We start from the raw sequence: 20304 nt of genomic DNA, 5'->3' as shown, positions 1-20304 counted from the left end.
CAACCACTACAGGAGGAACCATGACGCAGGACAACCAGCACGCTGCCCCCGAATCCGATCCCGGCGGCTACGGCACCCCTACCGCCGAGCAGGAGATGGGCGGCCAGGGCCAGCAGCAAACCCAAGGTTCACAGGGTAGCGCGGGCGCGGACACCAACGAACCCCAGGCGGGGGCCGGGGAGGACCAGGTTCCGCGGGACGCCGACCTTCCCTCCAGCGCCGCCGAGATCGACGAGAACAACGACGACTCCCAGGGTTCGGCTCCCACGTCCTCGGAGCCGCAGCAGGAAGCCGGGATCCCGGACGGCAGCGGCAACGACCTTCCGCAGGAACAGTCGCCCAAGGACGACGACGGCGAGGAGTTCAACGCCGGCTAGGAGTTCCGCCCCTTCCGCAGCGGGCCCCTGCCGCCGCGTCCGGTCCGGATGTGGCGGCGGGGGCCTCCGCCGTTCCGGAGCATATCCGGGGGAGGGCTGGGTACGGACCAGCCGGAACCACCACACCACACGAGCGGGCCGGGCGTTGCCGTCCGCCGCAGGAGGAGGCATGCCGTGAGCAGGAGATCGTCAGAGGCGTGGGCGCAGCGGGCCGACGTCCCGGAGCACGTGGCCGTGGACGTGCTGGTCCCCACCTGCGACCGCCCGGCCGAACTCGCCGTCACCCTGTCCGGGCTTGCAGGGCAGGCCGAGCCGGCATTCGCCGTCGTCATCAGCGACCAGTCGAAGGGAAGCCCGGGGTGGGAACACCCGGCCGCCGCCGCGATGATCCGCGTCCTGGAGGCCCAGGGCCGTCCCGTCACGCTGACGCGCCACCTGCCGCGCCGCGGACTGGCGGAACACCGCCAGTTCCTGCTGGACCAGTCCACCGCGGACCATTGCCTCTTCCTTGACGACGACGTCTGGCTGGAACCGGGTGCGCTGGCACGGCTCAGCCTCGCGCTGGAGGAGCTGGGCTGCGGGTTCGTGGGCATGGCACCGCAGGGACTGTCCTACCTGCAGGACCGGAGGCCGGAGCAGACCGTCGCCTTCCAGCCGTGGGAAGGCGGCGTTGCGCCGGAACGGATCCGGCCCCGCGAGCCGGCGTTCCAGCGGTGGCCCCTGCACAGCGCGGCCAACCTCACCCATATCAGCGCCGACCTGTCGCTCCAGCCCGGGCAATGGCTGCCCTACCGCGTGGCCTGGCTGGGCGGCTGCGTGCTCTACCGGCGGGAGGCACTCACCGGCGCGGGCGGGTTCAGCTTCTGGCAGGAGTTGCCCCCCGACCACGCCGGTGAGGACGTGCTGGCCCAGTGGCAGGTGATGGAGCGCGACGGCGGCGCCGGGATCCTGCCGTCGGGTGCCGTGCACCTCGAATCACCCACCACGGTGACCGAACGCCGGGTGGAGGCCTACGACGTGGTGCTCAACCTTCGCCCTGCGTAAGGCGGCGGATCCCGCTAGTGCTGCGTGTCGGCGTCGTACGTGACGCCGGTCTGGCGCCGGATCTCGTCCATGGCGGCCATGATGGACACGCTCTCTGTGGGCGGCAGGATGGTGCCCGCCACCGCCCCGGACTGAACCAGTCGCTCGAGCTCCGCCGCCTGGTACTGCATGCCGCGGCTGGTGACCGGCTGCTCGAACCGCTCCACCACGTTCCCCGCGTTGTCAAACACCGTGAACGGGACGGGGTTGTACCAGGTGGATTCAATGTCGATCCAGCCGTCCGTCCCGATCACCAAGGCCCGGTTGGCACTGGCGGCGTCCAGTTCGCAGTCCACAATCGCCTGCGCCCCGCCCGCGTACTCGAAGATCGCAGAGGTCTGGCGGTCCACGCCGGTGGCCGTCTTCGCGGCGCTGGCGAGGATCCGCTGCGGCGCGCCAAGGATGTCGAAGGCGAAGGAAATGGGGTAGATCCCCAGGTCCAGCAGCGCCCCGCCGCCCAGGGCGGGATCGTTCAGGCGGTGGGCAGGATCCTTGGGCAGGTCCTGGTTGTGGCTGGCCAGCACCTTCCTGACCTCCCCGATGGTGCCCTTGCCGATGATGTCCCGGATCCGCGCCATGTGCGGCAGGAAGCGGGTCCACATGGCCTCCAGCGCCACCAGGCCCTTTGCCGCTGCGAGGTCCACGACCTCCTGGGCCTCGCGGGCGTTGATGGTGAAGGCCTTTTCCACGAGGACGTGCTTGCCGGCGTTCAGGGCCAGCAGGGCATTGGCGTGGTGGAACGGGTGCGGGGTGGCGATGTAGATGACGTCCACGTCCGGGTCGGCGGCCAGATCCTCATAGCTTCCGTGCGCCGTGGCGATGCCGTGTGCGCCGGCGAAGGCCCTTCTCGATTCCGGCGTGCGGGAGCCCACGGCCTGCACCGTGAAGCCGTTCTCCAGGAGGTCCTTGGCCTGCAGTCCGGCGATGAAGCCCGTTCCGAGGATTCCCCACCGGAGCCGGCCGTCCGAGGTTCCATTGCTGTTGGTCAAGGGTCAGTCCTTTGCGGGTCCGGGAAAGGGTAGGCAACGTAGGCGAACCGCCCGGAATCGGGCGACCAGCTGTTGACGTTGAGCGTACCTTGGCCGCCGGACAGCGGCCACGTGTGCAGCGGCTGCGGCCAGTCAGCCGTTGAAACAAGCACGACGGCGACCGGCAGGTCCGCAGGGTGCCCTTCGGTCCCCGCGGGGAACCGAAGGTACGTGGCGAGCCTGCCGTCCGGGGAGAGGTGCGGGAACCAGTCCACGGTGTCCGAGTCCTGCAGGCGTTCCGGGGGTTCGTTCCCCGTGCGGGACATCCGGGCGAGCTGGGCGTGGCCGGGAGCGTCGGTGAACGCCTCGGTGTTGAAGTACAGCCAGCGGCCGTCCGGGGAATACTCCGGCCCGTCGCAGTGGCCGCGGACCTCGTGGGCCGCGGCAGCACCGCCGTCGGACGCCATGGTCATGAGCCGGCCCGGCCTCGAAAAGTCCCCCGCCTCAATCCCCACGTACGCCAGCTCCGTGCCGTCCGGGCTGACGCCGTGCAGGAAATGGAAGGTCCCATCCTCCTGCGTGACCTGCCGCGCGGTGCCGCCGGCCAACGGTGCAAGGTAGATGTGGCCGTCATTCGCGGACAGGAAGATGGTGTCGCCGTCGGGCGCCAGGACATGGTCGTTGTTCAGCTCCGGGATTCCGGCGAGCGGAATCTCCGCCAGCTCCGCCGTGGCGATGTCCAGACTCCAAAGCTTCCCGTCTCCGTTGAGGATGAGGGCGGAACCGTCCTGCGTCCAGTTCGGGGCTTCCAGGAGGAGATCCCCGGTGCTGAACAGCAGCGTGGAGCCGCCGGTGACCGACGCGATCCGCACCTCGCATCGCTGCCCCGGCCGCAGAGTGCGGATCACGGAGGCCCTCCTAGCCCTGGTTGAAGGCGGCGTCGAAGCTGGTCCGGGAGGCGGGGAAGTCGAAATTCTTCAGCGCGGCGAGGGCTTCGGGGGCGCCGTGGAGGCGGTCCATGCCGGCGTCTTCCCACTCCACGGAGATGGGGCCGTCGTAGCCGATGGCGGCCAGGGCGCGAAAGGATGCTTCCCAGGGGACGTCGCCGCGGCCGGCGGAGACGAAGTCCCAGCCGCGGCGGGGGTCGCCCCAGGCCAAGTGGGAGCCCAGGACGGTGTTCCGGCCGGTCTGGCGGATCTTCGTGTCCTTGCAGTCCACATGGTAGATCCGGTCCTTGAAGTCCCAGATGAAGGAAACCGGGTCGATGCCCTGCCACATCATGTGGGAAGGGTCCCAGTTCAAGCCGAACGCTTCGCGGTGGCCGATCGCTTCGAGGGTGCGGACGGTGGTCCAGTAGTCGTAGGCGATCTCACTCGGGTGGACTTCGTGGGCGAACCGGACGCCGTTCTCCTCGAAGACGTCCAGGATGGGGTTCCAACGGTCGGCGAAGTCCTGGTAGCCGGCGTCGATGACCTTTTCGGGGACGGGCGGGAACATGGCCACGTACTGCCAAATGGAGGAGCCGGTAAAGCCGACGACGGTGTCCACGCCGAGTGCTTTGGCGAGCCGGGCGGTGTGCTTCATTTCCTCGGCGGCGCGTTGCCGGACGCCTTCGGGGTCGCCGTCGCCCCAGACTTTGGCGCCGACGATGGCCTGGTGCCGGAAGTCGATGGGGTCATCGCAGACGGCCTGGCCCTTGAGGTGGTTGGAGATGGCCCAAACTTTGAGGTTGTACTTGTCCAGGATTTCGAGTTTGGCGTCGACGTAGCCGGGTTCGTCCCAGCGCCAGGCGTCCAGGTGGTCCCCGGAGACGGCGATTTCCAGGCCGTCGTAGCCCCAGCCGGAGGCGAGTTTGGCGACTTCCTCGAAGGGCAGGTCGGCCCACTGGCCGGTGAACAGGGTGAACGGGCGAGGCATGGTCAGGCTCCTTCGGTGGGTCCGGCGGCAGTGGTGCCGGGCAGCTGGATCAGTGCGCTTTTCGCGGCGGCGGATTCCTCCACGGCGTTCAGGATGTGCTGGACGTTCAGGCCGTCTTCGAACGAGGGCGAGGGCGCGGTTCCGTCCTTGATGTTGGTGAGGAAGTCGCGGACCTGGTGGGTGAAGGTGTGTTCCCAGCCGATGATGTGGCCCTGCGGCCACCAGGCGGCAAGGTAGGGGTGCTCGGGTTCGTTGACCAGGATGCGGCGGAAGCCCTGTTCCCGGACGGGAGCGGTGGCGTCGAGGAAGCCGAGTTCGTTGAGGTTTTCGAGGTCGAACAGGATGGTGCCTTTGTCGCCGTAGATTTCGAGTTTGAGGCTGTTCTTCTGTCCGGTGGCAACCCTGGAGACCTCCACCGAGGCGATGGCTCCGGAGGCGAGGGACAGCGTGGCCCAGGCGGCGTCGTCGACCGTGACGTCCTCCAGCCCGTCCCCGGCAGCCTTGCCGCCGGGGCGCTGCGGAATGAAGGTGTGCAGCCTGCCGGTGACCTCCGTGACCTGGTCGCCCAGGAGGTAGAGGACCTGGTCGATGGCGTGGGAGGCGATGTCGCCCAGGGCGCCGGAGCCGGCGGTTTCCTTGCGGAGCCGCCAGGTCATGGGGGATTGGTCGTCGGCGAGCCAGTCCTGCAGGTAGGCGGCGCGGACGTGGCGGACGGTGCCGAGGCGGCCTTCGCTGATGAGTTCCCTGGCCAGGGCCAGGGCGGGGACGCGGCGGTAGTTGAAGCCGATCATGGACTGGACGCCCTTGGCGCGGGCCTTGGCGGCGGCTGCGGTCATGAGTTCGGCCTCGGCCAGGGTGTTGGCGAGGGGTTTTTCGACCAGGACGTGCTTGCCGGCTTCCAGCGCCGCGATGGCGATCTCGGCGTGCATCCAGCCGGGTGCGCAGATGTCGATGATATGGATGTCGTCCCGTTCGATCACGGACCGCCAGTCGGTGGCGGACTCGGCCCAGCCGTACTTGGCGGCGGCCTCGGCGACGGCGGTGGCGTCCCGGCCCACGAGGACTTTCTGCTCGAAAGCCGGGACGTCGAAGAAGCTGGCCACGTTCCGCCACGCATTGGAGTGGGCCTTCCCCATGAAGGCGTAGCCGATGGCGGCCACGCCCAAGGTGGTGGGCGGGGAGGCCGTGGGATCGGTTGGGTCTGCGGGAGTGGTCATGGCTGGTTCCTGCTTTGCTAGAGGGTTGCGGTGTCCGGGGCCCAGTCCTCGGGGAGGGCCGGGGAGGCCGGTGCTGAGCTTTCGACGTTGACGAACGTTCCGGCGTCGATGGATTCGCTGATCGAGACCATACTGTCCAGCACGTGGTAGGCGAGGTCGCCGGTTGCCCGGTGCGGGACACCGGCGCGGAGGGACCGGGCCAGGTCCAGCACGCCCATGCCGCGGCCGTTGGCCGGCCCGGTGGCGGGGACGGTGGTCCAGTCCTCGTCGCCGGCGCGCCACAGCCTGATGTCACCGGTGAAGTAGTTGGGGTCCGGCAGGGAGAGGGTGGCTTCGGTGCCGGTGATCTCCACGAAGCCCATCCGGGTCCTGGGGGATTCGAAGGAGAAGACGCTGTGCGAGGAGGCCCCGGATTCGAACTGCGCCATCGCGGAGACGTGGGTGGGGACCTCAACGGTGAACTCTTCCCCGGCTTTGGGCCCGGAACCGATGACGCGGACTTCCTTGGACTTGGACCCGACGGCGGCGACCTTGCGGATCGAGCCGAAGGCCTGGACCAGGGTGGTGAGGTAGTACGGTCCCATGTCGAACAGCGGGCCGGCGCCGTACTGGAACAGGAACGCCGGGTTGGGGTGCCAGGACTCAGGGCCGGGGGTCTGGAACGTGGTCATCGCCGTCAGCGGGGTGCCGATGTCGCCGCGCCGGATGAGGCGCAGCGCGGTCTGCAGGCCGGCGCCCAGAAATGTGTCCGGGGCCGTGCCGAGCCTGATCCCGGCGGCGTCGGCTGCCTTGAGCAGGCCCAGGCCGGATTCGCGGTCCAGGCTGAAGGGCTTCTCGGTCCAGACGTGCTTGCCGGCGTTGACCGCCGCGGTGGCCACCTCCACGTGGGCCGCGGGGATGGTGAGGTTGACGATGATTTCGACGTCGGGATGGTTCAGTGCCTTCTCCGGCCCGCCCCATTCGGCGATGCCGTACTCCTTGGCGCGGGCCTCAGCGGCGTCCTCGAAGAGATCGGCGATGACGTGGACCTTCAGGTCTGGGAAGACCGTGAGGTTGTCCAGGTACTGCTTGGAGATGTTGCCGGCGCCGATGACGCCGACGCCGACCGGTCCTTTGCGGGTGGACGGTGCGAAACTCATGCCTTGGCTCCTTCTGCTGCGGCGTTCAGGTACGCGAGGCTCTGGCTGATGCCCTCGAAGATGTCCCCGGAGTAGTCGTCGAATTCCACCACGCCCACCTCGAGGGACTTGGCCGCCGCGATGACGTCCAGGACCGGGACCTTGCCCTGCCCGGCCGGCTGCTGGGCCTTGGTGTCGGTGGTCAGGTTGCCGTCCTTGATGTGGATGAACTTCACCCTGTCACCCAGTTTGGTAAGGATGTCCACCGGGTCCTGTCCGCCGACGGCCACCCAGTAGGTGTCAACCTCCAGCACCAGCTCCGGGTCCAGCAGTGATTCGAAGTACTCCAGCGCGGTCCGGCCCTCGATGCTGGACTCCAGTTCCCACGCGTGGTTGTGGTAGCCCACCCGGATGCCGTACCCGGCGCCCTTCTTCGCGGCGGCGTTGAGCTTCTCCGCGGTGGCCCGGATGTCCTCGGCGTTCTGCCAGTGCTCTGCCGGGAGGTAGGGATCGATGACCGTGGTGATGCCCAGCTCCTGGGCGGCGGCGAAGATTTCGTCCTGGTCCTGGCTCAGCAGCGGTGCGTGCCCGGACGGCGCCGTGAGGCCGTTCTCCTTCAGGGCCGCTCCCAGTTCCTTGGCCGTGGCCACGAAGTTGTACGGCTCAACCTGGGTGTAGCCGATCTCGGCGACCTTCCTGATGGTGCCGGGCAGGTCCTCCGCGATGGCATTGCGCAGGGTGTAGAGCTGAAGCGAGTAAGACATGGGATTCCTTAAGTGGTTGGAACAGAACTGTTCTGCGGGGCAGTTACCGGCCGGCGAGGGAGCCGCCGATGCCGCCGACGCTGAAGTATTTGTTGAGGGTGGCGAAAACGATTACCGGCGGGAGCATCATCACCACGGCCAGGGCCATGACGGAAGTCCAGTCGGTGGCGTTCTGCTGGAAGAAGGACTGCACACCCATGGGCAGGGTGAAGATCTCGTTGGAGCGCAGGAACACGATGGCGACGAGGTAGTCGTTCCAGGCCAGAAGGAAGGCGAAGATGGCCGTGGACAGGACACCGGGCAGCGAGTTGCGCAGCACCACCCGCAGGAAGGAACCGAACACCGAGCAGCCGTCGATCCAGGCTGCTTCCTCGAGGCTGACCGGGATGGAGTCGAAGTAGGCGGCCATCATCCAGGTGGCCACGGTCATGGTGGATCCGACGTAGATGATGGTCAGGCCCAGCAGGTTGTCCACCAGCCCCATGCCGGCGAACAGGATGAACAGCGGCACCACGGAGGTGATGATGGGCAGGGACTGCATGACGAACAGCAGCAGCGAGTACCCGGAGACGGCCTTGGACCGTCCGCGGGAGAGGACGTAGCCGGCCGGGGCCGCCACCGCCACCGACACCACGACGGTGGCCAGGGTGGTGATGAGGCTGTTCTTCAGCCAGGTGGCGGCGAGGGTCTTGGAGAAGACGCCGCTGAGGTTTTCGAAGGTCAGGCCGGTGGCGGTGCTGTTGGGCCCCGGGGTGAACGCCAGGACCACGGTGACCAGGATGGGCACCAGCACGACGGCGGTGATGGCCAGGATGAGGGTGAACCGCCACCAGCGGCCGCGCATGCCGGCTTCTGACAGGACCCTGCGGGGCTTGCCGGCGTCGACGCCGAGCGCGGGGCCGGATTCCGGGTGGGCGTGGAGGACTGCGCTCATTTATTCGACGCTCGACTTTCGGATCTGGCGGTACAGAATGACGGAGATGACCACCAGCGTCATGGTCATGAGGAAGGCGATGGCGACGCCGGGGCCGGTGGCGAAGTCCTGGAAGACGGTGCGGTAGGCCAGGACCACCAGGGAGGTGGTGGCGTTCACGGGCCCGCCGCCGGTGAGCAGGTAGATGGTGGGGAAGTCGTTGACGCAGAAGATGGTCATGAGGATCCAGCTGATGTAGGTGGACCGGGCGATCAGCGGCAGGGTGATCTGGGTGAACTGCTGCCAGCGGGTGGCGCCGTCCATGCTGGCGGCCTCGTAGACGGTGCTGTCCACCGAGGCCAGGGCGGCGGAGATCATCATCATCATGAACGGGAAGCTCACCCACACCTTGAACACCATGACGGTGATGGACGCCAGCGTCGGGTCGGCCAGGAACAGCGGCGTGCCCAGTCCCAGGTTTCGGAACAGGGACGGGATGAGGCTATCCGGGGTGGCCACCAGCCAGTTCCAGGCCGTGGAGGACACCACGATCGGCACCACCCACGGCAGGAGCAGCAGGACCTTGAACGTGTTGCCTGCCGGGATCTTGGTGCGCAGGAGCAGTGCCAGGCCCAGCCCCACCAGCCATGAACCGAACACGCCCACAATGGTGAACCACAGCGTGAACTGCGCGGCTTTCCAGAACGCCGGAGAAGTCAGGACAGTGGCGAAGTTCTCCCCGCCGATGAAGTTTCCGGTCTGCAGCAGGTTCCCGTCATGCGTGGCCTGGACGGCCGCGTAGATGAGCGGGTAGCCGTGGATCAGGACAAGCAGGACCACGGAGGGGAGCAGGAGCCAGAAGAACGTCCTGGTGGCCTGCGCGGAAAGCTTGCTCCGGCGTTTGCCCGGTACCGTCCCGGACCCGCCCGGGGCGACGCCCCGGCGGGCCCGGGCAAGCCCGGATTGTGCAGTGGTGCTGGACATGGCTGGCTCCGCCCTACTTCTTCAGGACGGATTCGAGGCCGGACTGGAAGGCCTGCAGGGCGGTCTTCGCGTCCGACTTTCCGGTAATGATGGTCTGGCTGAACTGGTTCAGCGCCTGGCCGCCGTCGAGCGCTGCCAGGTTCGCGTTCAGGGTGTTGCCCTGGGAAGCGAAGGTCTTGGCGATGGGCTGCCAGTCCTTGACGATCTTGACGTTGTTGGGGTCGTCAGCGAATTCGGGGATTTCAGTGATGGACTTGAAGACGGGCAGGGCGGACATCAGCTTCTTCTGCCACAGCTGCTTGAGCTGGCCGAGGTAGTAGACCAGGAATTCCTCCGACGCTTCCTGCGACGGGGTGTTGGTGTACATCATGATGTTGTTCGGGAACACGATCGTGGCCTTGTCGCCGTGCGGGCCGGTGATGGGGTCGGCCACCAGCAGGTCGCCGGAGGTGTCGCCCACGCGCTGCGGAACGTTGACCTGGAACAGTCCGTACCCGGCCTTCCCGTCCTTCCACTGGGCGGACATGTTGTCCGTGGTGTAGCTGACGGCGGCGGGGTCCACGATGCCGTTGGAGACCAGTTCGAGGACGAACTCCATGGCCTCGACGTTGCGGTCGTTGAGGAGGTCCAGCTCGCCGTCCTTGTTGAAGACGCCGCCGCCGTTATTGACCATCATCATGATCATGGAGTGGTTGGCGTAGTTGTTGCCCGTGCCGGCGCCGGTGGTGAACCCGAAGGCGCCGACCTTCTTCAGTGCCTTGCCGGCTTCCAGGAGCGACGGCCAGTCGGTGGGCAGGGCAACGTTGGCCTTCTCGAACAGCGACTTCCGGTACCAGAAGACACGCATGTCCAGCTGCCACGGGACGGCCACGTAGCCCTTGTCCGACTTGAACGGGTCCAGCACGCCCGGGAGGAAGTCGTCGAACTGGCCGTTGGACTTGAGCTTGTCGATCACCTTGTCCGCGTAGGCGATCTGGCCCTGCTGTTCGAACTGGAATGCCTGGAACCCGCCGCCGGTGGAGACGGCCGGCCCGGTCTTGGAGGCGATCGCTGAGGAGAAGGTCTGGTAGAAGTTGGCCCACTGGATGATCTGGTAGGAGGCCTTGCCCCCGTTGGCGCCGGAGAAGCCCTCGGCGATGCCCTTGGCGGCGTCGTTGTACGCCGGCGTTGCCCAGGGCATGTCCCAGAACTTGATGGTCCCGCCCGCACCGCCTCCGCCGCCTCCCTGCGTGGCCGAACCGCCGCCGCAGGCAGCCAGCAGGGGAACGGAGGCAGCTGCCGCCGTCAGGCCCAGGAAGCCGCGGCGGGAGAAGGAGCGGCTCTGGTGGGACGTTGCATTCATGGTGTGTCCTTTCGGGACCGCGGGCGCGGTGCGCTGGTGGGGCGGTCCTGCTCATCGTTGAGAGTGGAGGTGGGACTGGACTGCTGGTGGTTGCGTATCGGGAGGACTGGTTACGTGTCGGTGAGGGTTGCGTAGTGGTCGGTCAGCCTGGCGAAACCGGCGAGGTCGTCCGGCCGGGTGCCTGCGGTGAGGTGCTCCTTGAGGCGGCGCCATGCCGACCGGTGGGCTGATTCGTAGAGGGTGGGAAGCAGGAGGTCGCCGTGCGGCCCGGTGGCCCGGACCTCGGCGGGCCAGGCGGCGCCGGGGTCGGGCACCCGGACGCTTGCGCCGCCGTCGGACGTATACAGGCGGATGTCGACCCCGGCAGGGCGGGCGGCGGTCAGTACACCTTGGGCGGTGAGCGGGGCGCCGTTGGGGAGGCGTGCGCTGACCAGGTAGCCGGAAGCGCCGTTCCGCACCAGGGACAGGCCGTCCAGCGGCCCGGTGACCATGAGCAGCGCCGCCAGGTGTTCGCCGAGGAGCCGATGGGGATCCGAGCCTGGCGCCGCCGCGGCTACGCTGTCCAGCATGGCCGCGGCGCCCAGGGCGCTGCGGAACGCCTCGCGGGCGTCGGGACCGTTCCCGGTGGAGACCAGTGCGGGGTTGGAGGCCCACCGGTGGTCGAGGACGACGGCGGTGCCTGCGGCGTCCGCGGCCGCAGCCAGGCGTGCCGTGTCCTCGGGGCAGGGGTTGGCCACCAGGATTGCGCGGTGGCCGGATTCGATGGCCTGGAGGGCCTCGCCGGTCCAGCCGGCCTCACCGGCGATGGCGACGACGTCGGCCACCCCTGCCTTGTCCGCGGCGTGGCCGAATGTTGCCGGCAGGGAGGCGATGGCAAGGGCGACGCCGCCTGCTTCTTCAGCCCCGGTGGTGGCGGTGACGGTGAACGCGGCGCTCATGCCGTGGCTCCGGTGGCGCCGGCCAGCCCGGCCGGCCGGCGTCCGTGCTCCGCTGCGGCGCTCTCCACGGTGGCATCGGCGATGGCCAGGGCGAAGGTGAGGTCGTCGATCAGGGCCTGCGCCGGCGGCGGCTGTCTGGTGCCCCGCGCCAGTTCTGCCAGTTCGCGCCACTCGCCCTCGTAGCCGTTGTGGCCGTAGGGGCCGAAGGTGGTTGTTTCGCTGCCGCGGCTGAAGGTGGCCGTGGCAGAGCCTGCCTGGACGTAGGAAGGAGTGAAATCGATCCGCAGCGCGGCATGGTCCGCGATGGCTTCGAAGCTCCACTCAGGCTTCCAGGTGCTGTTCATGGCGGCCCGGAGCTCAATGGTCCGGGTGGGGGTCCGGAGCGACACGGCGTAACCAAAGGGACGGACGTGCCGGGCCTGCAGGACCTCGATGTCCGCGAAGTCGGGGGTGAACTGCCGCACCAGTGGGAGGTCGTGGATGGCCAGTCCCATGATGCCGCCCTGCATCATGGACTTGATGACCTCGACGTCGCCATAATCCGGCGTGCCCGCCGCGGGCCGGGTGATGATCTCGGTGGCGAAGTCTTCGAACCGGGCGTTGGGTGGAAGGACGATCGAGGAGCGGATGGTGTGCGCCGTCCCGGGAAGGTCGTCCCAGTTCCTCCTGGCAGCGAGCCAGCCCGGATCGAAGGTGTGCATGGCGCCCACCACGATCGGCACGCCCGTTTCCCTGCTGACGGCTGAGATGCGCCCGGCCTCTTCGGCATTCATGGCAAACGGCTTCTCGCACAGGACAGCCTTTTTGCCCGCCCGGCAGGCGGCAATGACCTGTTCCGCATGGAACTGGTGGGGGCTGCAGATGGCCACGATATCCACCGTTTCGTCGCCCAGCAGGGCCTCCATGGTGCTGCTGGAGGCGGCTCCAACGCGCGCGGCGACCGATCCGGCCACCGCCGGATCCACGTCCATGATGTGCCGGACCTCGAGGAGGCCGCGGAGCCGCGCCAGGGCGGGAAGGTGGATGGCCTGGGTGACGGGACCGGCACCGAGGATGCCGACTCCCAGGGGACGGTCGGCGTGAAGTGGGTGGGACAAGTCAACGACCTCTTTGTAAGCGGACTCGGATACGGGGCGATTGATGCGGTAAATCTGCGGTATCGGCACTCGTGATGTGCTCCTCGTCACAACCTAGGACTACTTTTGACGAGAGTCAAGCAAAAGTTGTTCTGCTTCCGTCATTCTTCTGTTGTGGTGACAGGCGCAAGTGCGCGTGTTATGACTGGTACATGACTCCAGCCACAGGGAAATTGCCAGCACGGGACGCTGACGCCGGCAATCTGTCCCGCGCCGGAGACCTCTTCCAGCTGCTGCGTGACGGCAGGGCCCGCACCCGGGCCGAGCTTGCCGTCAGTACCGGCCTGGCCCGCTCCACCGTCGCTTCGCGCATTGACGCGCTGATGCTGTCCGGGCTGGTGGGCCCGGCGGGTGAAGCCCTCTCCAGCGGCGGCAGGCCACCGTCGCGCTTTGCCTTCAACCCGGCCGCGCGCCTGGTCCTGGCCGCGGACGTCGGCGCCACCCACGTCATCGTCGCGGTCACTGACCTCGGCGGCAACATCCTGGCCGAGCACCGGCTGGCCCAGCAGGTGGCCGACGGCCCGGAGGCCGTCCTGGACCGCGTCCTCACGCAGGGCCAGGAGCTCCTGTCCGGCGCCGGGCGCAAGGTCGAGGAGCTTGCGGGGGTGGGAATCGGCCTGCCCGGCCCGGTGGAACATGACACGGGCCGGCCGGTGAAACCGCCCATCATGCCCGGATGGGACGGGTTCGACGTCGTTGGCTACGTCCAGCGTTCCCTTCCGGTGCCGGTCCTGGTGGACAATGACGTGAACATCATGGCCCTGGGGGAGCGGGCCGCCAACTGGCCGGAGCACGGCAACTTCTTCTTCGTGAAGGTGGCCACGGGCATCGGCTCGGGCATCATCAGCAGCGGAGAGCTGCAGCGCGGGGCAAACGGCACGGCCGGCGACCTGGGGCACGTGCAGGTGGCCCGGGGACACGACGTCCTGTGCGCCTGCGGCAACTACGGCTGCCTGGAAGCACTGGCGTCCGGACCGGCGATCGTCCGGGCGCTTCGCGGGCAGGGGGTGGAGGTTGCCAAGGGCGCCGATGTCCTGAGGCTCGCAGCGGACGGCAACCTGCAGGCCATCCAGGCGCTGCGCCAGGCCGGCCGGGACATCGGCGAAGTGCTTGCCACTGTGGTCAACCTGCTCAACCCCTCGGTGATCGTGGTGGGGGGCAGCATGGGCGAGGCCGGGGAGCACCTCGTGGCCGGCATCCGTGAGGTGGTGTACCGGCGCTCGCCGCCGCTGGCCACGTCCCACCTGCGCATTGTCCTGTCCATGGCCGGCGGCCGGGCTGCCATCCTCGGTGCCAGCCAGATGGTGACGCAGTATGTGCTGTCGCCGGCCGTCATTGAAGCCACCCTTGCCGGCACCGCCATCGCAGGGTAATGCGGGCCGTGCCGGCGTCGGAGCGGCTCAGGCCGGCGGCTTGAGCAGGACCTCGATGAAGGTGGACAGGCCTGCGGCCATGTCCACGTCCTTGTCGTAGAGCCACTGCAGCTGCAGGCCGTCGGACACCGCCACCACCAGCCTGGCGAGGTCCGTGGCGGACACGTCGGCGCGCACCTCGCCCGCCGCCTGGCGCCCGGCGATGTCCTCCTCGAGCGCGCGGACCAGCGAAGCGAACCGGTGTTCAAAATAGCCATGAGAATCGTGGCCCGGGTTGCTGGCCGTAGCCGACGCCACGGCGTACAGCGTGGTCAGTCCGGGCTGTGTGCGGTTCCGGGCGGCGATGGGCGCCATCAGGCCCAGCCCCGCGGCCTCCGCCGGGTTGTCCGCGAGCCCGCGGCGGTCCCGTTCGGCGAGGACGGCCGTGAGCAGCTCCTGCTTTCCGCTGAAGTAGTGGAACAGGGTGGCTTCCTTGACTCCCACCAGTTCGGCAACGCGTTTCAGCGCAGTTCCCTCAAATCCCTCCGTGGCGAAGACGTCGGTGGCCGTCTGGATGATCTGTTCACGGCGTTCCGCTCCCTTGGCATACGGTCCACGCGGCTTGTTCGGGGTCACGGAAGCCAGTGTATTTCACTCTTCGGCGCGAAAACCTAGTCATGCTCGGTTTTTAGGGCTACGATCTTTCCACGACCAGAAGGAGCCCTCCATGAATCCCACCCTGCCCGCTGCCGTGACGGTTCCCGTTGCCGGTTCTCCGGACGCTGAAGCCCGGATCCGGGACCTCGCGCAGAGCCTTTCGCTGGAAGACCAGGTCCGGCTCCTCACCGGAGCCGACGTCTGGTCCACGCACGCCCTGCCCGGGATCGGGCTGTCCCGGGTGGTCATGTCGGACGGCCCCGCGGGGGTCCGCGGCGAGGACTTCGATGAACGCCACGACTCGGTCTCCCTGCCGTCCCCCACCGCGCTGTCCGCCACCTGGAGCGTCGATATGGCACGCCGTTACGGTCAGGTCCTGGGGCAGGAAGCCCGCCGCAAGGGTGTCCACGCCGTCCTGGGCCCCACCATCAACCTGCACCGCTCGCCCTTGGGTGGCCGCCACTTCGAGTGCCTGAGCGAGGACCCGCGACTCACTGCCACCATCGCCGCCGGTTACGTGGCCGGTGTGCAGTCCATGGGGGTGGGAGCCACCCCGAAGCACTACCTGGCCAACGAGGCCGAGACGGACCGGTTCACCTCCGATTCCGTGGTGGATGAGCGCACCCTCCGCGAGCTCTACCTGGCCGCATTCGAGGACGCCGTCACGGAGTCGCGCACCTGGCTGGTGATGAGCTCCTACAACTCGATCAACGGCATCACGGCCAGCGAAAACAGCCTCCTGGAGACGCCGCTGAGCACCGAATGGGGTTTTGACGGCGTGGTGGTGTCCGACTGGACGGGTGTCCGTTCGGTGGAAGCAGCCAACGCCCGGCAGGACCTGGAAATGCCGGGCCCGGTGGGGCACTGGGGACCCAAACTCCTGGCGGCCGTGGAAGACGGCCGCGTCAGCCGGGACGCGATCCTGGAAAAAGTCGTCCGCATCCTCAGGCTCGCGGCCCGCGTCGGCTCGCTGGACAGTGTCAGCCCCGCCGTCACGGAACTTCCGGCACCCCTCAACGCCGCCGCCGTCGCCCGCGAAGTGGCCGTCCGCGGTGCGGTCCTGGTCCGGAACAACGGCGGGCTCCTGCCCCTGGACCCGGCACGCCTGGCGCGCATCGCCGTCAGCGGGCACAACGCCGAGGAAGCCCGCACGCAGGGCGGCGGCAGCGCCACCGTCATGCCCCGGCGGATCATCCCGCCGCTGGAAGGACTGCGCGAAGCGCTGCCCGCCGGCGTCAGCGTCACCTACCACCGCGGCGCCAAGGTGGCCGACGGCCTGCAGGCCTTCCCGCGCACATCGCTGCACAACCCGGTGTCGGACGTTCCCGGCATGCGCGTCACGTTCCTCGCCAAAGACGGCACGGAAATCTCCGGAGAGGACCGGCTGGCGTCGCACCTGATCTGGTTCGGCGTCGGCATTCCGGACGGGGCGGCCGCCATCCGGATGGAAGCGGACTGGACGGCCCCGACGGCTGGGATCCATCACCTCGGCGTCGGCACCGTGGGGCGGATCCAGCTTTCCCTGAGTGGCCGGGAAGTGTTCAACGGCAACATCGAGGACAGCACCGATGTCCTGGGCGCAGCACTGTTCGACCCGCCCACGGTGATCCATCCCGTGGAAACACTGGCCGGGGAACGGGTCCGGATCGAGGCCGTTTACCAGCTGCCCGCGGACCAGGCCATTCCGTTCACCGCCATACTGCTGGGCGAGGAAACCGCGGTGGAGGACCCCCAGGCGGAGATCGACGCCGCGGTGGAAGCGGCCAGGGGAGCCGACGCAGCCGTGGTGGTGGTGGGCACCAGCGCCGCCATCGAATCCGAGGGCTTCGACCGCAAGGACCTTGACCTGCCCGGCCACCAGAACCGGCTCGTGGAGGCCGTCGCGGCTGTCAACCCCCGTACGGTGGTGGTGGTTAACTCCGGCTCACCGGTGGTGATGCCGTGGCTCGACAAGGTGGGAGCGGTGCTGCTGGGCTGGTTCGGCGGCCAGGAGTTCGGCCGGGCCATCGCGGACATCCTGCTGGGGGCCGAGGAGCCCGGCGGGCGGCTCCCCACTACCTGGCCGGCTGCCCTGGACGATGTCCCGGTGCGGCAGACCGCTCCGGTGGACGGCAAAGTGGTCTACGCGGAAGGCATCCACGTGGGCTACCGGGCGTGGCTGAAGCAGCAGGCTGCCGGCGGCGCCGCCCCCGCGCTGCCCTTCGGCTACGGGTTGGGATACACCACCTTTGACCTGGGCACCCCCTCGGCGTCGCAGGCCGTCCCGGCTGGCAAGGACGTTGTGGTGCACGTTCCCATCCGCAACACCGGAACGCGGGCAGGCCGTGAGGTGGTGCAGGTGTACCTGGAGCGCACGGAGACGGAGGTGGAACGCCCGGTGCGCTGGCTCGCCGGCTATGCCGGGGCCCACCTCGCCGCCGGCGGTACCGGGAGCGTGGAGGTCCGCATCCCCGCCCGGGCCTTCGCGCATTACGACGGCGGCTGGCAGGTTGAGCGGGGAACGTTCCGGATCCTGGTGGGCCGGCACTCAGCCGACGACTTCCAGCCGCTGGACGTCGAGGTGCGTTAGGGGCGCGGGGCGGGGGCGGCCGGCGCCGCCCCGCCCGGAGCCTGTCAGTGCCGCGGTTCCAGGGCCAGCTTCAGCCCGAATCCCACCAGGACCGTTCCGGTGACCCTGTCGATCACCCGGACGCTGCGCGGGCCGCTGAGCCACCCGGAGGCGTATCCGGCGCCGAAAATCAGCCCGGCGAACCACAGCATGGTCAGGACGCAATGGACGCCCGCCAGCAGCACGCCCATCATCAGCGGTGAAATGCCCTGGGGAATGAACTGGGGAATGGTGGCGACGTAGAAAACGCCCACCTTCGGATTCAGCAGGTTGGTGCCGGTCCCGGTCAGCCACCCCTGCAGCAGTTCCCGGCCGCCGCCGGGTGCCGCCTTGCCCGTGGCCGCCAAGGTTGCCGCCGCGGCGGCGGGGCCGGATTTCCAGCTTTTCCATAGCAGCGAGGCGCCAAGCCACACCATGTAGGCGGCGCCTGCAAGGGTCAACGCCCGGTACGCGAACTCTGAGGCGGCCAGCAGGGCCGAAACTCCGACCGCGGCCGCGACGCCCCACACCATGGCGCCCGTGCAGATGCCCAGCGCGGTGGCGAACGCGTAACGGCGGGACCGGGTGAGCGAGGAACGGAGCACCAGCGCGGTGTCGATGCCGGGAACCAGCGTCAACAGTCCGGCAACCACGGCAAACGAGAGAACAGCCTGGGTGATGGTCACCCACTTAGGATAGGAGGCTGCTGCGGGTTCCCCTAAACCTGCCCGAACGGCCCCCGCGGAGCGCCGCACGGTCGTATGCTTGAACAAGGTTTTGCAGTGGGCCGACGCGTTTCTATCCAAGGCGTGGAACATGGCCGCTGAACCCTCGGGGCAGGTTGGCTGGGGACCGCTTCCATCGCCCCCGGAGCCGGTTTACGACAGCAAGGATGTTGAGAACTACCTCTGGGAAGTCACCCATGATTTCATGCAGGACATCGCCGGGGAACGCCGCGGCATCAGCTGGGCGGCCACACTGTTCCGGCTCGGAAAGTCCCACACCCTGGCGGCCAGCACTGAACAGGCCCGGGAAGCTGACCGGGAGCAGTGTTCGTTCGCTGACGGGCCCGTCATGGAAGCGCTGCGCACCGGCGAGTTCGTGCTGATCTCGGACCTCAGCCGCGACTGGCGCTGGCCCGGGTATTCCAGCGCGGCCGCCGCCCACGGTGTGCAGTCCCTCCTGTCGGCGCCGATCGCCTCCGAAGGCGGAGCCAGCGCGGCCATCAACCTCTACGCACAGTCCCCGCACACCTTCACCAGCGACGACCTGGTCCGTTCCCGCACCTACGTCCGCCAGGTGGCACGGGCGCTGCGCGTCGTGGTGCGGGTCGGTGAGCGGGCCGAGGCGACTGCGGGCATCGCCGTCGTCCAAAGCTCCCTGGTCCTGGTGGACCTTGCGGTCCGCAGCCTCATGAACGAATACGGGCTGACCCGCGAGGGTGCACTGGTGTTCCTGCAGACCCAGGTGATGCATCACGAACTTGACCTGCGCGACGCGGCGCTGAGCGTCGTTGCGCCCACCGCGGGTATGGCACATCCCGGACAGGCCGCTGCGGCAACCCCGCAGGACCTGCACGACGGCGTGGCGGGCCTTCAGCCCGCACCGGCGGCTGAACTGGACCACACGTCACAGGGAGCCGCGCAGGCGGAGGCTGCCAGAAAGCGGCGTCCGCGTTCAACCGCGGGAAGGAAGACGGCATGATCACCGAAGATCGCGGGCCGGACACGGTCCAGCAAGGGCATGGGCTGCACCCCTGGCACCGGTTTGTGGCCTTGGGGGATTCCTACACGGAAGGCATCGGCGATCCTGAGCCGCGCAGCCTCGGAGGCCTGCGTGGCTGGGCAGACCGCGCCGCCGAGGAACTCAGTGCCGGGCAGCCGGACTTTGCCTACGCCAACCTTGCCGTGCGGGGCATGCTCCTGCGGCAGATCCTGGACCGGCAACTTGCCCCCGCCCTCGCTCTGAAGCCGGACCTGATCGCCATGTCCGGCGGCGGGAACGACATCCTCTTCAAGCACGGAAATCCGGACAAACTGGCAGAAAAGCTGGATGCCGCCGTCGAGGTCCTGTCCGCGACCGGTGCCACCGTCCTGCTGTACGCCGGACCGGACTGGGGCAACACACCCGTGTTCAGCGCCATCCGGGGCAAGGTGGCCGTCTACAACGAGAACATCCACACCATCGGAGCCAGGCACCACTGCGTCATGGTGGACCTGTGGTGCCTGCCGGAACTGCAGCACGCCGCCTCATGGGACCCGGACAGGCTGCACCTCTCGCCGCTGGGCCACCACGCTGTTGCGCTGGCAACGCTGGAAGCGCTCGGCGTCCCGCACACGCTTGAGCCCTTACGGCCAAAGCCTCTTCCGGACCAGGGCTGGAAGCACGCCAGGGCAGAGGACCTGGTGTGGGCGCGGCAGTATTTCGTACCCTGGATCCTGCGGCGGCTGCTGCATCCCGGGGACGAATTCCTGCCCGCGAAGCGGCCGCTGCCCGGACCCATTTTCGGCCTGGGCAGGCCCGGCCCGTTCCCTTCCGGGCACCCGGCGGTGAACCCCGGGATGGGAAGCGGACCGGCGCCGGAGGGGCAGGCAGCCTAGGTGGCGGTGCCCGGGGTTTGGTGCCTGCGGTGGTCCCTTGCCAGGGCGCAGGCGATAACGATCCCGGTCATGATGACGGCGCCCGCGCCCGAAGTGTCCCTGAAGCGGTCAATCAGGGCAACCGGAACAGCCAGCATCCAGGCGCTGACCAGGACCGCGAGGACGCAGCCCGCCAGGCGGCCCTTGGGGACCGGATCCGGTGTGTAGATCTGCGCGGAAGGCAGATCCCCCTCCTGGACGTGGCGGTGGTTTGCTGGCGGCGTCGGCCGCGGAAGGCGCATGAAACTCTCAAGCATTGATCCCCCAGACGTAGTGCTTGACGTCCTTCCACCCTACAAGGGCTGCCGGGAA

At 68.4% G+C, this 20304-nt stretch carries 20 protein-coding genes; 6 read left to right on the top strand and 14 right to left on the bottom strand.

All coding sequences use genetic code 11. The features are described 5' to 3' along the window. Positions 1-20 precede the first annotated feature (20 nt). On the top strand, positions 21-377 hold the full coding sequence (locus AS031_RS11710; protein ID WP_058268324.1) for a hypothetical protein: 357 nt from the start codon (positions 21-23) through the stop codon (positions 375-377). Between the two features lie 174 nt (positions 378-551). Beyond that, entirely contained in the window at positions 552-1421 is an 870-nt protein-coding gene (locus AS031_RS11705) for a glycosyltransferase family 2 protein (RefSeq protein ID WP_082641998.1), read from the top strand. Positions 1422-1435: 14 nt separating this feature from the next. On the opposite strand, the gene AS031_RS11700 is transcribed toward AS031_RS11705, so the two are convergent. The 11 genes from AS031_RS11700 to AS031_RS11650 all read right to left on the bottom strand — a co-directional run bounded on the left by AS031_RS11700 (position 1436) and on the right by AS031_RS11650 (position 12718). Further along, positions 1436-2449: a Gfo/Idh/MocA family protein gene (locus AS031_RS11700; RefSeq protein ID WP_058268322.1), complete on the bottom strand. Its 1014-nt coding sequence runs from the start codon at positions 2447-2449 to the stop codon at positions 1436-1438. Then, positions 2446-3336 (bottom strand): TolB family protein, encoded by an 891-nt coding sequence (locus AS031_RS11695; protein WP_058268321.1) that lies wholly within the window; start codon positions 3334-3336, stop codon positions 2446-2448. The genes AS031_RS11700 and AS031_RS11695 overlap by 4 nt, the downstream gene beginning before the upstream one ends. Positions 3337-3346: 10 nt before the next feature. Continuing rightward, positions 3347-4345: a sugar phosphate isomerase/epimerase family protein gene (locus AS031_RS11690; RefSeq protein WP_058268320.1), complete on the bottom strand. Its 999-nt coding sequence runs from the start codon at positions 4343-4345 to the stop codon at positions 3347-3349. Positions 4346-4347: 2 nt separating this feature from the next. Further along, entirely contained in the window at positions 4348-5562 is a 1215-nt protein-coding gene (locus AS031_RS11685; RefSeq protein ID WP_058268319.1) for a Gfo/Idh/MocA family protein, read from the bottom strand. 17 nt (positions 5563-5579) lie between these two features. Further along, on the bottom strand, positions 5580-6701 hold the full coding sequence (locus AS031_RS11680) for a Gfo/Idh/MocA family protein (protein ID WP_058268318.1): 1122 nt from the start codon (positions 6699-6701) through the stop codon (positions 5580-5582). Next, positions 6698-7444, bottom strand: a complete 747-nt coding sequence (locus AS031_RS11675) for a sugar phosphate isomerase/epimerase family protein (protein WP_058268317.1) — start codon at positions 7442-7444, stop codon at positions 6698-6700. Before AS031_RS11675 ends, AS031_RS11680 begins: the two co-directional genes overlap by 4 nt. Before the next feature lie 43 nt (positions 7445-7487). Further along, complete coding sequence (locus tag AS031_RS11670; RefSeq protein ID WP_058268316.1) at positions 7488-8378, bottom strand: carbohydrate ABC transporter permease; 891 nt, start codon at positions 8376-8378, stop codon at positions 7488-7490. Continuing rightward, positions 8379-9341: a carbohydrate ABC transporter permease gene (locus AS031_RS11665; protein ID WP_058268315.1), complete on the bottom strand. Its 963-nt coding sequence runs from the start codon at positions 9339-9341 to the stop codon at positions 8379-8381. 13 nt (positions 9342-9354) lie between these two features. Beyond that, on the bottom strand, positions 9355-10683 hold the full coding sequence (locus tag AS031_RS11660; protein WP_058268314.1) for an ABC transporter substrate-binding protein: 1329 nt from the start codon (positions 10681-10683) through the stop codon (positions 9355-9357). Between the two features lie 110 nt (positions 10684-10793). Next, on the bottom strand, positions 10794-11621 hold the full coding sequence (locus tag AS031_RS11655; protein ID WP_058268313.1) for a hypothetical protein: 828 nt from the start codon (positions 11619-11621) through the stop codon (positions 10794-10796). Next, on the bottom strand, positions 11618-12718 hold the full coding sequence (locus AS031_RS11650) for a Gfo/Idh/MocA family protein (protein WP_058268487.1): 1101 nt from the start codon (positions 12716-12718) through the stop codon (positions 11618-11620). The genes AS031_RS11655 and AS031_RS11650 overlap by 4 nt, the downstream gene beginning before the upstream one ends. A gap of 191 nt (positions 12719-12909) precedes the next feature. Here AS031_RS11650 and AS031_RS11645 point away from each other — a divergent pair, with 191 nt between their 5' ends. Further along, positions 12910-14130, top strand: coding sequence for an ROK family transcriptional regulator (locus AS031_RS11645; protein ID WP_058268312.1), 1221 nt, complete (start codon positions 12910-12912; stop codon positions 14128-14130). A 27-nt stretch (positions 14131-14157) separates the two neighbouring features. Here AS031_RS11645 and AS031_RS11640 read toward each other — a convergent pair whose 3' ends face one another. Next, positions 14158-14745 carry a TetR/AcrR family transcriptional regulator gene (locus AS031_RS11640; protein WP_058268311.1) on the bottom strand — a complete coding sequence of 196 codons (588 nt, stop codon included), beginning with the start codon at positions 14743-14745 and terminating at the stop codon, positions 14158-14160. Positions 14746-14836: 91 nt separating this feature from the next. Here AS031_RS11640 and AS031_RS11635 point away from each other — a divergent pair, with 91 nt between their 5' ends. Continuing rightward, positions 14837-17335, top strand: coding sequence for a beta-glucosidase family protein (locus tag AS031_RS11635; protein WP_058268310.1), 2499 nt, complete (start codon positions 14837-14839; stop codon positions 17333-17335). A 44-nt stretch (positions 17336-17379) separates the two neighbouring features. Here AS031_RS11635 and AS031_RS11630 read toward each other — a convergent pair whose 3' ends face one another. Next, a complete protein-coding gene (locus AS031_RS11630) occupies positions 17380-18039 on the bottom strand; it encodes a LysE family translocator (protein WP_058268309.1) in 660 nt (219 codons plus the stop codon). 130 nt (positions 18040-18169) lie between these two features. On the opposite strand from AS031_RS11630, the gene AS031_RS11625 reads away from it, so the two are divergent. Both AS031_RS11625 and AS031_RS11620 read left to right on the top strand, forming a co-directional pair. Continuing rightward, the gene (locus AS031_RS11625; RefSeq protein WP_058268308.1) at positions 18170-19057 is read left to right on the top strand and encodes a GAF domain-containing protein; all 888 of its coding nucleotides are present in this window, start codon (positions 18170-18172) and stop codon (positions 19055-19057) included. Continuing rightward, the gene (locus tag AS031_RS11620) at positions 19054-19953 is read left to right on the top strand and encodes an SGNH/GDSL hydrolase family protein (RefSeq protein ID WP_058268307.1); all 900 of its coding nucleotides are present in this window, start codon (positions 19054-19056) and stop codon (positions 19951-19953) included. Before AS031_RS11625 ends, AS031_RS11620 begins: the two co-directional genes overlap by 4 nt. Here AS031_RS11620 and AS031_RS11615 read toward each other — a convergent pair. Then, positions 19950-20249 (bottom strand): hypothetical protein, encoded by a 300-nt coding sequence (locus AS031_RS11615; protein WP_058268306.1) that lies wholly within the window; start codon positions 20247-20249, stop codon positions 19950-19952. The two genes, AS031_RS11620 and AS031_RS11615, sit on opposite strands and share 4 nt — an antisense overlap. Between the last annotated feature and the right edge of the window lie 55 nt (positions 20250-20304).

The sequence above is a fragment of the Pseudarthrobacter enclensis genome (assembly GCF_001457025.1).
Classification (GTDB): domain Bacteria; phylum Actinomycetota; class Actinomycetes; order Actinomycetales; family Micrococcaceae; genus Arthrobacter; species Arthrobacter enclensis.
The sequence above is the reverse complement of the archived record's forward strand: the minus strand, read 5'-3'. Positions and strand labels throughout refer to the sequence as shown.